The sequence below is a fragment of the Amycolatopsis orientalis genome (assembly GCF_000943515.2).
In the GTDB taxonomy this organism is placed as follows: Bacteria; Actinomycetota; Actinomycetes; order Mycobacteriales; family Pseudonocardiaceae; genus Amycolatopsis; species Amycolatopsis orientalis.
The window spans coordinates 6,694,203-6,706,244 of record NZ_CP016174.1; the positions used below are offsets into that span (position 1 = coordinate 6,694,203).

Below are 12,042 nucleotides of genomic sequence, written 5' to 3' on the forward strand. Positions count from 1 at the left end.
GGCCCTTTCGTCAGAGACCCGCCCAGAATCCGCAGTTGTGCACGGCCGCGAGGTCGACCGGGCCGATCTCGCCCGGCGCGAGCGACTGCGTCTTCGGCGTGGGACGCCACTTCGGCAGTTCCGCGCCATTCGGATCGCCGGTTCGCGCGAACCGGGTCCAGTACTGGATCATCTGCGCCGCAAGGACTTTCTGCGCGGGCGACAATTCCGCCGGCACGCCGGCCAATTCAGACAAATACGCTAATTCGGACCCATGGGAAGCGCCGAGGCGCATCCCCGGCGGTGCCGGAACGAGCGCGGGCGCGTTCCGATCGGCGAATTCGTAACCGAAGGTCCGCGTGCGCGCACTGAGGAGACGTTCGGTCCCCACCTGGGGACAGCCCCAGATCCGATCGGTCATGGCGTCCGCGAACGCCATCGCCGGACTGCCGTGCTTCGCCGACGGGTACTCGGCGGCGACGAGGGACGCCTTGTCCCCGAAGCCGGTGCGCAGCAGTTCCTGATAGTGCTCCTCGGTGAACGGCTGCCCGGGATAGAGGGCTACGAACAGCCTCGCCTCGTCCCTGGTGACCCCGGTCAGCACGGGAACGCGGGCGAACCGCCCTTTCTCCAGCGCGGTGGCCGGATGCTCCGGCAGCAGGCCGGTGCCGAACGCGGGGCTCGCGAGCGGCAGGTCCACGAGTTCCTTGACCGAAAGCCGCCGCAGGCAGGCGACATCGGGGCAGCCCAGCTTCGCCGCGGCGCCGGCCCCCATCGCTTCGACCTCCGCGCGCGGCGTGTAGGGCGACCCCGCGGGCACGCCGGGGAAGAACCCGCCGTCGGGCCAGGTCAAGGTGCACGGACCGCTCTGGATGATCGCGCGCTGGAACAGCCCCGCCGCCGACGGGGACGTCAGCTGGGCACAGGTGCTCATCCCACCCGCGGATTCGCCGAACAGCGTGACGTTCCGGGGATCACCGCCGAACGCGCGGGCGTTGCGCTGCACCCAGCGAAGAGCGGCCTGCTGGTCCTGGAGGCCGAAGGAACCCGAGTCCCGCCCGAGTTCGGGATGACCGAAGAAGCCGAACACGCCCAGCCGGTAGTTCACGGTCACCACGACGACGTCCCCGCCGAGGGCGAGGCGCTTGAAGTCGTAGTCGCTGCCGGCGCCGGAGGTGAACCCGCCACCGTGCACCCACACCATCACCGGACGCGGTTTGTGCGTCGGCTTGGCCGGGCTGATCACGTTGAGATACAGGCAATCCTCGTTGTCGCTCGGGGCGGAGCCGAGACCGGGGCCCTGCGCGCACCGCGGGCCGGGTTTGCTCGCGTCCCGCACCGCCGTCCACGGTTCGGGTCTCCGCGGTGGCGTCCAGCGCAGCTCGCCGACCGGTGGCGCGGCGAACGGAATGCCTTGGAAACTCCGGTATCCGCCGGTACTCACCCCGCGAACAGGACCGGAATCGGTGCGGACGACCAGGCTTTCGCCCGCCTCCGCCACCGATGTCGTCAGGGCGCCGAACGTCACCACGCTCAGCGCCAGGGTCAGAAGCCGCTTACTCATCCGTTGAGTTCGCATACTCCGACCTTGGCCCGGTGTCCCGGACTTGTCACATGAGTTTCGCCTGGGTCTAAACAGGGACGAACGCGGAGAGCAGCAACCACGAGACGACGGCCGACGGGAGCAACGAGTCGAGCCGGTCCATCAGGCCACCGTGCCCCGGGAGCATGGTGCCCATGTCCTTGACGCCGAGGTCGCGTTTGATCAGCGACTCGACGAGGTCGCCCAGCGTCGCGGTCAAGACGATCGCCGCGCCGAACAGCACACCCTGCCAGGCGTGGCCGTCGAGCAGCAGGCTCAAGGTCAGCGCGCCCGCGACCACACCGGCCACCAGCGAACCGGCGAAGCCTTCCCAGGTCTTCTTCGGGCTGATGCTGGGCGCCATCGGATGCTTACCGCCCAGCACACCGGCGATGTAGCCGCCGGTGTCCGAAGCGACGACGCCGATCATGAACGCCAGCACGCGGCCGACACCATCCGCGGGCGGGACGAGCATCGCGGCGAAGGCACCGAAGAGCGGGATGTACGCGGCGGCGAAGACCGACGCGCTGATGTCACGCAGATAGCCTTCCGCGCCACCGGGCAGCCGCCACAGCAGGCAGACCAGCACCGTCAGCACGAACGCCGTCAGCGCGCCCTCGCGGCCGAACGGCCACGCCAGCCAGATCATCGCCTGGCCACCGACGAGCACCGGGACCAGCGCGATCCGGATGTCGGCCGCGCGCTTCAGCGCCCCGGCCAGCTCGATCGTGCCGACCGCGATGGCGATCGCGATGATGCCGATGAACAGAAACCGGACGGTGAGCAGGGACGTGACGATCGCCGCCCCCAGCAGCAGCCCGACCCCGATCGCGGCGGGCAGGTTGCGGCCGGCGCGGGAAACCTTCTTCGCCGGTTCCGGCTTCTCGGCCGGAACCGGTTCCGGGGCGTCCACCCGGTCCTCGCGTTCCTCGCTCACCTGGCTCATCAGACCTCGAGTAGCTCGGCTTCCTTGTGTTTCACCAGCTCGTCCACCTTGTGGGTGTAGGTGTCGGTGAGGTTCTGGAGTTCCTTCTCGGCGTGGACGACCTCGTCCTCGCCCGCCTCGCCGTCCTTCTTGATCCGGTCGAGTTCTTCCTTGGCCTTGCGGCGAACGCTGCGGATGGAGACGCGGGCGTCCTCGCCCTTGGCCTTGGCGACCTTCACCATCTCCTTGCGGCGCTCTTCGGTGAGCTGCGGGATGACGATGCGGATCACGTTGCCGTCGTTGCTCGGGTTGACGCCGAGGTCCGACTCTCGGATCGCCTTTTCGATGGCGTTGAGCGAGGTCTGGTCGTAGGGCTTGATCAACGCCATCCGGGCCTCGGGCACGTTGACGCTCGCCATCTGGTTCAGCGGGGTCGGCGCGCCGTAGTACTCGACGACAATGCGCGAGAACATCCCAGGGTGGGCCCGGCCGGTGCGTACCGACGACAGGTCCTCCTTGGCGACGGACACCGCTTTTTCCATCTTCTCCTCGGCGTCGAGGAGGGTCTCGTCGATCACGGCAACTCCCGTTGTTGTGTATTCGTACCGGTTGCGAAGATCAGAGCAGGACTACGCGGGAACCCCGTCGGCGGGGGTGTCGACCAGGGTGCCGATCCTCTCACCACTGACCGCACGAGCGATGTTCCCCTCGGTGAGCAGATTGAACACGATGATCGGCATGTTGTTGTCCATGCAGAGGCTGAACGCGGTGGCGTCGGCGACCTTGAGGTCCCGTTCCAGCACCTCGCGGTGGCTGATCTCGTGGAACATCTCGGCGGTCGGGTCGCTCTTCGGGTCCGCGGTGTAGACGCCGTCGACGGCCTTCGCCATCAAGACGGCCTCGCAGCCGAGTTCGAGCGCGCGCTGCGCGGCGGCGGTGTCGGTGGAGAAGTACGGCATGCCGACCCCGGCGCCGAAGATGACGACGCGGCCCTTCTCCAGGTGACGCTCGGCGCGGCGCGGGATGTACGGCTCGGCGACCTGGCCCATGGTGATGGCGGTCTGCACGCGGGTGGGCAGGCCCTCCTTCTCCAGGAAGTCCTGCAGTGCCAAGCAGTTCATGACGGTGCCGAGCATCGCCATGTAGTCGGCGCGGTCGCGGTCCATGCCGCGCTGCGACAGTTCCGCGCCGCGGAAGTAGTTCCCGCCGCCGATCACGACGGCGATCTGCACGCCCGTCCGCGCGACGTCGGCGATCTGCTGAGCGACCGAGTGCACCACATCCGGATCAACCCCGATGGAACCGCCGCCGAACATCTCGCCGCCCAGCTTCAGCAGCACCCGCCGGTATCCGCCTTCGACCCGGACACCCATGTCGCCCTCCCTAATGCTCTGAACCCGACTGTGCCCCGTCCCCGATGGACGGAGACGGGGCACAGTGGTGATTCTTGTGTTCCGCGCCTGGATCAGGCCTGGCCGACCTCGAACCGGGCGAACCGGCTCACGGACACGCCGGCCTCGTCGAGCAGGGCCTTGACGGTCTTCTTGTTGTCCTTGACCGACGGCTGCTCGAGCAGGACGTTGTCCTTGTAGTAGGCGTTGACCTTGCCCTCGATGATCTTCGGCATGGCCTGCTCCGGCTTGCCCTCTTCACGGGCGGTCGCCTCGGCGACACGACGCTCGTTCTCGACGATCTCGGCCGGGACCTCTTCGCGGGTGAGGTACTTGGCCTTGAGCGCGGCGACCTGCATGGCGGCGCCACGAGCGGCCTCGGCGGCGGCCTCGCCCTCACCGGTGTACTCGATGAGCACGCCGACGGCGGGCGGGAGGTCCGCACCGCGACGGTGCAGGTACGTGGTGGTGGTGCCTTCGTAGGCGGCGACACGGCGCAGCTCGAGCTTCTCGCCGATGCGGGCGGCCAGCTCCTGGACCTGCTCGTCGACGGTCTTGCCGTCGAGCGAGGCGGCCTTCAGCTTCTCGACGTCGCTGGTCTTCTCGGCCTTCGCGACCTCGACGATCTTCGCGGCGAGGGCCTGGAAGTCCTCGTTCTTCGCGACGAAGTCGGTCTCGGAGTCGAGCTCGATCAGCACGCCGCCGTCACCGGCGACGAGGCCCTCGGCGGTGGCGCGCTCGGCGCGCTTGCCGACGTCCTTGGCGCCCTTGATGCGCAGGAACTCGACGGCCTTGTCGAAGTCGCCGTCGTTCTCCTCCAGCGCCTTCTTGCAGTTCATCATGCCGGAGCCGGTGAGCTCCCGGAGACGCTTCACGTCTGCGGCGGTGTAGTTCGCCATCGTGGGTGTGTCCGTCCTTTTTCAGGTACGAGAAAGTCTTGTGGGAAGTCACCCGTGGGGCCACCCGGAGGCGGCCCCACGGGCGTGGTGCGTCAGGAGGAGGCGGTGGCCTGCTCGGCCGGAGCCTCGGTGGGGGCCTCGGTCGCGGCGGCGGCTTCCTTGGCGTCCGCGGCGGCGGTCTCGGAGCCGGCGAGCAGCTCCTTCTCCCACTCGGCCAGCGGCTCGTCCGTGGCGACGCCCGCCTCGGGCTTGGCGTCGGCGGAGGAACCGTTGCGGCTGGAGCGGGCCATCAGACCGGCGGCGGCGGCCTCGGCCACGACCTTGGTCAGCAGCGCGGCCGAACGGATCGCGTCGTCGTTACCCGGAATCGGGTAGTCGACCTCGTCCGGGTCGCAGTTGGTGTCCAGGATCGCGACGACCGGGATGTTCAGCTTGCGAGCCTCGCCGACGGCGATGTGCTCCTTCTTCGTGTCGACGATCCACACGATGCTCGGCACCTTGGCCATGTCGCGGATACCGCCGAGGGTCTTCTCGAGCTTGTCCTTCTCACGGGTGAGCGTGAGGATTTCGCGCTTGGTCAGGCCGGCGAAGCCGCCGGTCTGCTCCTGCGACTCGAGCTCCTTCAGGCGGAGAAGACGCTTGTGCACCGTCTGGAAGTTGGTCAGCATGCCACCGAGCCAGCGCTGGTTCACGTAGGGCATGCCCACGCGCGAGGCTTCGGCGGCGATGGCCTCCTGGGCCTGCTTCTTCGTGCCGACGAACATGATGGTGCCGCCGTGCGCGACGGTTTCCTTGATGAACTCGAACGCACGGTCGATGTAGGTCAGCGTCTGCTGCAGGTCGATGATGTAGATGCCATTGCGCTCGGTGAAGATGTAGCGCTTCATCTTCGGGTTCCACCGACGGGTCTGGTGCCCGAAGTGCACGCCGCTGTCGAGCAGCTGCTTCATGGTGACGACGGCCATTGCCGGAATCAACCTCTTCTGTGTCGTGCGCGCCCGGCCCGGCCGGGATCGCGCTTGCTCGGTTCGTCGCTCTCGGCCGGGTGGCCGATCGCCCTGGTGCAGATGCTCCGGCCCGGACCCGGGAGCGAAGTGATTCCAGGGACCGCCGGACCGTGTGCCCCCGGTTGTCCTGACCCTCCGTGAGGAGATCGGCCATCGGGAGCGCGCACGTGCACGCGAAGTCAGTCCGCTGCCGCGGACCGCGCAAAAGAGTCTACTCCCTGTCGCCACCGCCTACCGCACCGGCAGCCCCTGATGAGAGCGGTTGTCCACAACCGGCTCGGTTATCCACAGATTCCCGCGGCGCGTCCCACGCGCCACGCCGGGCGCCCAAGCTGGAACACATGACCATGACGACCTGTTCCCGCCCCGTCACCAGGCATTCCTTCGCGATCGACCGCACCGGCGGCAGGCACCGCCGTCCCGGACGGCCGAGGGCCTTACCCCGCGTCGCGATCCTCGCGACCGTGCTCGCGCTCTTGGCCGCGTTCGCCACGCCGGGGACGGCCAGGGGCGCCCCTTCGCCGCAAGGACGCCTCTCTTGGCCGCTCTCTTCGGCACCCAGCGTCACCAGGTACTTCGAACCACCGGCGACCCCGTACGGCCCCGGTCATCGCGGCGTCGACCTCGCCTCCCCGCCGGGTGCGAACGTGCTCGCGGCCGCCGAAGGGGTGGTGATGTTCGCCGGGCAGGTGGCCGGTGTCGGGGTGGTCTCGCTCGATCACGACGGCGGCCTGCACACCACCTACCAGCCGATCACCCCGTCCGTCACCGCGGGTGATCAGGTGTACCGGGGCCAGGTGCTCGGGACGCTCGCGGCCGGGCATCCGGGCTGTCCGGAGCCGGCGTGCCTCCACTTCGGCGTCCAGCGGGGCGGGGAGTACGTCGACCCGCTCGCACTCATCGGCGAACCGTCGGAGGTCCGCCTGAAACCGTGGGAGGGAGGCTAGCTTTTCAAGCCTGTTCGACCAGCTTCGCGCGCAGCCGCATGACGGCCCGGGTGTGCAGCTGGCTGACCCGCGACTCGGTGACGCCGAGGACCTTGCCGATCTCGGCGAGCGTCAGGCTCTCGAAGTAGTAGAGACCGACCACGATCCGGTCGCGCTCGGTGAGCTGGGCGATCGCCTGCGCCAGCTGGCGGCGGTTGTCCTGGTCGACCAGGACGGCCACCGGGTCGACGGCGCCGTCGTCGGGCAGGGTGTCGACCAGCGAGCCACTGTCCTTGCCTGCGGCGACGAGGTCTTCCAGGGCGATGACGCTGGTCAGCTGCATCTGGCCGTAGAACTCGCGCAGGTCATCGACGCTGATTTCGAGCTCGGCCGCCAGTTCGGCGTCGGTCGGCGTGCGGTTCAGCCGGGCGCCGAGGCGTTCCAGCGCGCGTTCGGCCTCGCGGGCTTTGCTGCGCACCGCCCTCGGCACCCAGTCCTGGGAGCGGAGGTCGTCGAGGATCGCGCCCCGGATGCGCTGCATGGCGTAGGTCTCGAAGCGCAGGCCCCTGGCGGGCTCGAACTTCTCGATCGCGTCGACCAGGCCGAAGATCCCGGACTGGATGAGGTCGCCGACGTCGACATGGGTCGGCAGGCCGGTGCCGACCCGGCCCGCGACGTACTTGACCAGCGGGGCGTAGTGCAGCACGAGCCTGTCGCGCACGACCTGGTCCGGCGATTCGGTGAACTCGCGCCACAGCGCCTGGATCCCGGCGTCCACCTCGTAACTCGTCCGCGCTTCGGGCGCGACGGCAGGACCGTCCCCGCCGGGACGGTGTTTCCCGGCGGCTTCGGTGACATGTGGGTCGGCGGTCATCGGACCGCCGTTCTCAGCATGCGACTCAGGATGGTCTCCGTGCTCGTGCGGATGCGCGTGCGCCGCCGGTTCGGTCCGCCGGGTCACCTGCCGAGTCCTCCCCGGCATCATCGGGCCCGGGGGTGTGCGCGGTCGTGGATCGCCTTCAGCCGATCGACGGTCACATGAGTGTAGAGCTGCGTGGTAGCCAGCGTAGCGTGACCAAGCAGTTCCTGAACGCTCCGAAGATCGGCACCGCCTTCGAGCAGATGAGTGGCCGCCGAATGCCTCAGGCCGTGCGGCCCCATGTCGTTCGCGCCCGGCACCGAGCCGACGGCGTCGTGGACCACCCGGCGGGCCGCCCGCGGATCGAGCCTGCCACCCCGTGCCCCCAGGAAGAGCGCGGCCTCCGCCTTGCCCTTCGCCGCGACGGCGAGCTTTTCCCTGCCCTCGTCCAGCCACGCCCGCACGGCCGTTTCGGCCGGGACACCGAACGGCACGACGCGTTCCTTGCCACCCTTGCCCAGCACGAGCACGACCCGGCGGGAGAAATCGACGTCGCCCACGTCCAGCCCGCACAGTTCGGAGACCCGCACCCCGGTCGCATAAAGCAGTTCCACGATGGCACTGTCCCTCAAGGCCACCGGGTCCCGCTGTTCGGCACCGGCGGCTGAGAACCGCATGACCTCGCTCGCCTGCTCGGCCCGGAGGACCCCGGGGAGCTTGCGATGCGCGCGCGGTGCCACCAGCCGGCCGCCCGGATCGGTCGCGAGCGCACCGGCCCGGTGAGCCCACGCGGTGAAGGTGCGGGCCGCCGCCGCCCGCCTGGCCAGCGTCGTCCGGCTGGCCCCTTCCTCGCGTTGCCGGGCGAGCCAGGCGCGCAGCGTCCCGATGTCGAGGGCGGAGAACCGGCCGCCGTTCGCGTCCACGAAGCCGGTCAGCGACACCACATCGCCGAGATAGGCCCGCACCGTATGCGCGGACAGCCCGCGTTCCAGGGAAAGGTGCCGCTCGTAGTCGTCGATCAGCTTCCGGACAGGCTCCGGAAGCGCGGCACGGGCGGCGCGCGAATCGTGCTTGCGGACGCGTTTTCCCGTGCCGTGGGGACCTTCGGTCGACGGCATGCCGATCACGCTGCGCGATGTACGGCGGATGGTCAAGTATCGCCGCACCTTGTTGCGGTGTCCGTGGTCGGATCGTGCCGGGATGGCGTCTCACGTGTAGGCCAGTCAGGTCTTGCCTGCCTGTCTTCGCCACCCTGCGTCACCCCTTTCCGCGAAACCGTCGAGTTCCAGCTCGGGCAGCAGCGAGCGGATGCGCTCCACCGGGATGCCGGATTCGGCCGCGATCCGCTCCTCCGGTTTGGCCGATCGTTCGGACAGCGCGTCGTGCACACGCGAGGCCTCCGGACCGAGCCGGTCGGTGCGGCGGCGCGGTTTCGCCGGATCCGCGGCCTGGTGCCCGAGCCGTCCGGCGGTCTCGAGGATCTCATCGACCGAGGTCACCAGCGTGGCCTCGCCCGCGCGGATCAGCGCGTGGCAGCCGGCGGACATCCCCGACGACACCGGGCCCGGCATCGCCATCACGACCTTGCCCAGGGCCCCGGCCGTCCCCGCGGTGTTCCGCGCACCGCTGCGCCTGCCCGCCTCGACCACGACCGTCCCTTCGGTGAGCGCCGCGATGAGCCGGTTCCGGACGAGGAAGCGATGCCTCGCGGGCGGGGTGCCCGGCGGGTACTCGCTGACCACCGCCCCTGTCTTCCCGATGGTGCGCAACAAGGTCGCGTGCTGGGCCGGGTAACCGGCGTCGATCCCGCAGCCGAGCACGGCGACCGTCGTGCCGGACGCGCTCAGCGCGCCGCGGTGGGCCGCGCCGTCGATGCCGTACGCCGCCCCCGAGAACACGGGGATCCCCCGGCTCGCGAGGTGATAGCCCACCTCGGCCGCGTTGTGCTCGCCGTACTCGGTCGCCGCACGGGCACCGACGATCGCGATCGCCTGGTCCACCGCCTCGTCGAGCCTGGCCGGGCCACGCACCCACAGTGCCAGCGGAGACGCCACGCCGGAGACGCCCCTGCCTCGTGCGACGGCCAGCGAGAGCAGCGGCCAAGCAGGCCATTCGTCGTCTTCCGGGATGACGAGCCGGGTCTCCCCCGCCGCCGCCCGCTCCAGATCCCGCTCGGCGTAGTCATGCGCGCGCCGGGCGGCCGTCTCGTCGCGCACCTTCGCCGGGCAGTCGGCCCGCCGCACCCGTTCCGCGGCCACGACCGGACCGTGCTCGCCGACGAAATCTGTCAGCGCGGGAGCCGGCGGCTCGGCCACGCGCAGGAGGTACGACCGGGCGATCCGTTCAGCCTCGAATTCACTCATCAGGATGACCTCTCCCGAAAGTTCAAGGCCGCCGCGACCTCGTCGGCTTCCGGCCTGTCGGCACCCTTCAGATCGGCGAGCGTCCACGCGATACGAAGACAACGGTCCGCACCGCGTGCGGTGATCGCTCCCCGCTCCAATGCGCGGTCCAGTAACGCCGTGACCTGCGCGGGAAGCGCGAACTCGCGGCGCAATGCCGGGCCGGGCACCTCCGCGTTCGATGGCCAGCCGTGCTCCGCCCAGCGTTTCCCGGCTCGTTCGCGAGCCTCCAGCACCCGCTCCCGGACGGCCGAGGACGGTTCGGGCAGCTCACTCAGGTGCGCGCTGAGCGCGGAGAGCGGCCGCAGCCGGACCCGCAGATCCACCCGATCGAGTAAGGGGCCGGACAGCCGTCCCCAGTACCGCCTTCGCGCGGCCGCCGAACACGTGCAGTCCGCGTCTTTCGTGGGGGCACAGGGACAAGGGTTGGTCGCCAGCACCAATTGGAAGCGGGCCGGGTACCGCACCGCGCCTTTGACCCTCGCGATCCGCACTTCGCCCTCTTCGAGCACCGTGCGCAGCGACTCCAGCCGTTCCGGCCCGAACTCGCAAACCTCGTCGAGGAACAAGATGCCCCGGTGCGCCCTGCTGATGGCGCCGGGCACGGCGAGGCCGCTGCCGCCGCCGATGAGGGCGGGCACGCTGATCGAATGATGCGGCGCGACGAACGGCGGCACGGTGACCATCGGGGCGGACCGCGACAGGGAACCGTCGATCGAGTGGACCGCGGTGACCTGCAACGACTCTTCGGCCGTCAGGGGCGGGAGGAGTCCGGGAAGGCGTTTCGCGAGCATCGTCTTGCCCACCCCGGGAGGACCGGTCATGAGCAGGTGATGCCCACCCGCCGCGGCCACCTCCAGCGCCCACCGGGCTTCCGGCTGCCCGACGACGTCGGCGAGATCGGGCACCTGCACCGGCTCCTGGGCGGCGGACGGCTCGGGCCGCACGAGTTCGCCCTCTCCCTTGAGCCAGGCGACGAAATCGCTCAGCCTGGCCACCCCGCCGACCTCCAGGCCGTCCACGAGAGCGGCTTCGAACAGCGACTCGGCGGGCACGACCGCCCGCCGGTACCCGGCGTTGCGTGCCGCCAGCAGTCCCGGCAGGACACCGCGGACCGCCCGTACCCGGCCGTCGAGGGCGAGTTCGCCCAGCAGCACGGTGTGGAGCAGCTTCGTGGCCGGAACCGAACCCGTCGCCGCCAGGACCGCCGCCGCGATGCCCAGGTCGTAGCCGGACCCCACCTTCGGCAGGTTCGCCGGGGAAAGGCCGAGGATCACCCTTTCGTCAGGCCACTTCTCGCGCGAATTGCGGACGGCGGAGCGAACCCTGTCCTTGGCCTCCTTCAGCCCGGTGTCGGGTAGGCCGACCATCGTCACCTTCGGCGACCCGCCGCCGATATCGGCCTCGATCTCGATCATCCTGCCGTCGACGCCGAGCAACGCGACGGACCATGCCTTCGCCAGTGCCACCTCAGAACGCCGCCTTGATGTGCCGCACCTGCGGCCGGGAACCGGGCCGGGCGACGATCGCGATGATGTCGTAGCGGACCGGGCACCAGCGGAGCATGAACGCGCGCTGCCACTGATGCGCGAGACGGCGGATGCGATCCGCCTTGGCCGGGGTCACGGCCTCGGCGGGGCTGCCGAAGCCCAGTCCCGTCCTGGTCTTCACCTCGCAGAACACGAGGCGTTTCTTGTCGGTCGCGACGAGGTCCAGTTCACCGTCGCGGCAGCGCCAGTTCCGGCTCAGGACGACGTAGCCCGTCTTCTCCAGATGCCGGGCCGCCAGGTCTTCACCCCACCGCCCCAGCTCGATATGCGGTGCCCCGGCGGACGGCTGTTCGGCCGTGCTCATCATCTCGATCCCCCTCAGCGATCGTCACGGTGCGTGTGCGATCAACGCTGCCAGGGTGAGCCAGTGCCGAACAGGCTTGATTCGCCTGCCTGTGGATAACCGGGGTGTTGTGGATAACTCGGCCCCGCGAGGGCTCCGCCGACCTCCACCTGTCGGCACCTTGTGCTACGAGCGCAGCTACTTCTCGACGGTGGACTGGGGGCTGAAGGGCCTCTTCC

12 protein-coding genes are annotated in these 12,042 nt (G+C 69.6%); 1 reads left to right on the forward strand and 11 read right to left on the reverse strand.

Annotated features, from left to right (window positions below; genetic code table 11):
- Positions 1–10: 10 nt before the first annotated feature.
- From SD37_RS28915 to rpsB, 6 genes are all read right to left on the reverse strand, one after another.
- Entirely contained in the window at positions 11–1,543 is a 1,533-nt protein-coding gene (locus SD37_RS28915; protein ID WP_236725140.1) for a carboxylesterase/lipase family protein, read from the reverse strand.
- A gap of 67 nt (positions 1,544–1,610) precedes the next feature.
- On the reverse strand, positions 1,611–2,507 hold the full coding sequence (locus SD37_RS28920; protein WP_044850880.1) for a phosphatidate cytidylyltransferase: 897 nt from the start codon (positions 2,505–2,507) through the stop codon (positions 1,611–1,613).
- A complete protein-coding gene (gene frr, locus SD37_RS28925) occupies positions 2,507–3,064 on the reverse strand; it encodes a ribosome recycling factor (protein ID WP_037303489.1) in 558 nt (185 codons plus the stop codon). Before frr ends, SD37_RS28920 begins: the two co-directional genes overlap by 1 nt.
- A gap of 51 nt (positions 3,065–3,115) precedes the next feature.
- On the reverse strand, positions 3,116–3,859 hold the full coding sequence (gene pyrH, locus SD37_RS28930) for a UMP kinase (protein ID WP_005154669.1): 744 nt from the start codon (positions 3,857–3,859) through the stop codon (positions 3,116–3,118).
- A 92-nt stretch (positions 3,860–3,951) separates the two neighbouring features.
- Positions 3,952–4,776, reverse strand: coding sequence for a translation elongation factor Ts (tsf, locus tag SD37_RS28935; RefSeq protein WP_044850881.1), 825 nt, complete (start codon positions 4,774–4,776; stop codon positions 3,952–3,954).
- Between the two features lie 92 nt (positions 4,777–4,868).
- Positions 4,869–5,741 carry a 30S ribosomal protein S2 gene (gene rpsB / locus SD37_RS28940; RefSeq protein ID WP_037303494.1) on the reverse strand — a complete coding sequence of 291 codons (873 nt, stop codon included), beginning with the start codon at positions 5,739–5,741 and terminating at the stop codon, positions 4,869–4,871.
- 383 nt (positions 5,742–6,124) lie between these two features.
- On the opposite strand from rpsB, the gene SD37_RS28945 reads away from it, so the two are divergent.
- Positions 6,125–6,730, forward strand: a complete 606-nt coding sequence (locus SD37_RS28945) for a murein hydrolase activator EnvC family protein (RefSeq protein ID WP_044850882.1) — start codon at positions 6,125–6,127, stop codon at positions 6,728–6,730.
- 4 nt (positions 6,731–6,734) lie between these two features.
- Here the strand turns inward: SD37_RS28945 and SD37_RS28950 are convergent, their stop codons facing one another.
- The 5 genes from SD37_RS28950 to SD37_RS28970 form a co-directional block, all read right to left on the reverse strand.
- Positions 6,735–7,670 (reverse strand): FliA/WhiG family RNA polymerase sigma factor, encoded by a 936-nt coding sequence (locus SD37_RS28950; protein WP_037303496.1) that lies wholly within the window; start codon positions 7,668–7,670, stop codon positions 6,735–6,737.
- 20 nt (positions 7,671–7,690) lie between these two features.
- Complete coding sequence (locus SD37_RS28955; protein ID WP_044850883.1) at positions 7,691–8,686, reverse strand: tyrosine recombinase XerC; 996 nt, start codon at positions 8,684–8,686, stop codon at positions 7,691–7,693.
- Positions 8,687–8,791: 105 nt separating this feature from the next.
- A complete protein-coding gene (gene dprA, locus SD37_RS28960; RefSeq protein ID WP_044850884.1) occupies positions 8,792–9,931 on the reverse strand; it encodes a DNA-processing protein DprA in 1,140 nt (379 codons plus the stop codon).
- On the reverse strand, positions 9,931–11,439 hold the full coding sequence (locus SD37_RS28965; RefSeq protein ID WP_044850885.1) for a YifB family Mg chelatase-like AAA ATPase: 1,509 nt from the start codon (positions 11,437–11,439) through the stop codon (positions 9,931–9,933). Before SD37_RS28965 ends, dprA begins: the two co-directional genes overlap by 1 nt.
- A gap of 1 nt (position 11,440) precedes the next feature.
- A complete protein-coding gene (locus SD37_RS28970) occupies positions 11,441–11,827 on the reverse strand; it encodes a YraN family protein (RefSeq protein ID WP_081736162.1) in 387 nt (128 codons plus the stop codon).
- Between the last annotated feature and the right edge of the window lie 215 nt (positions 11,828–12,042).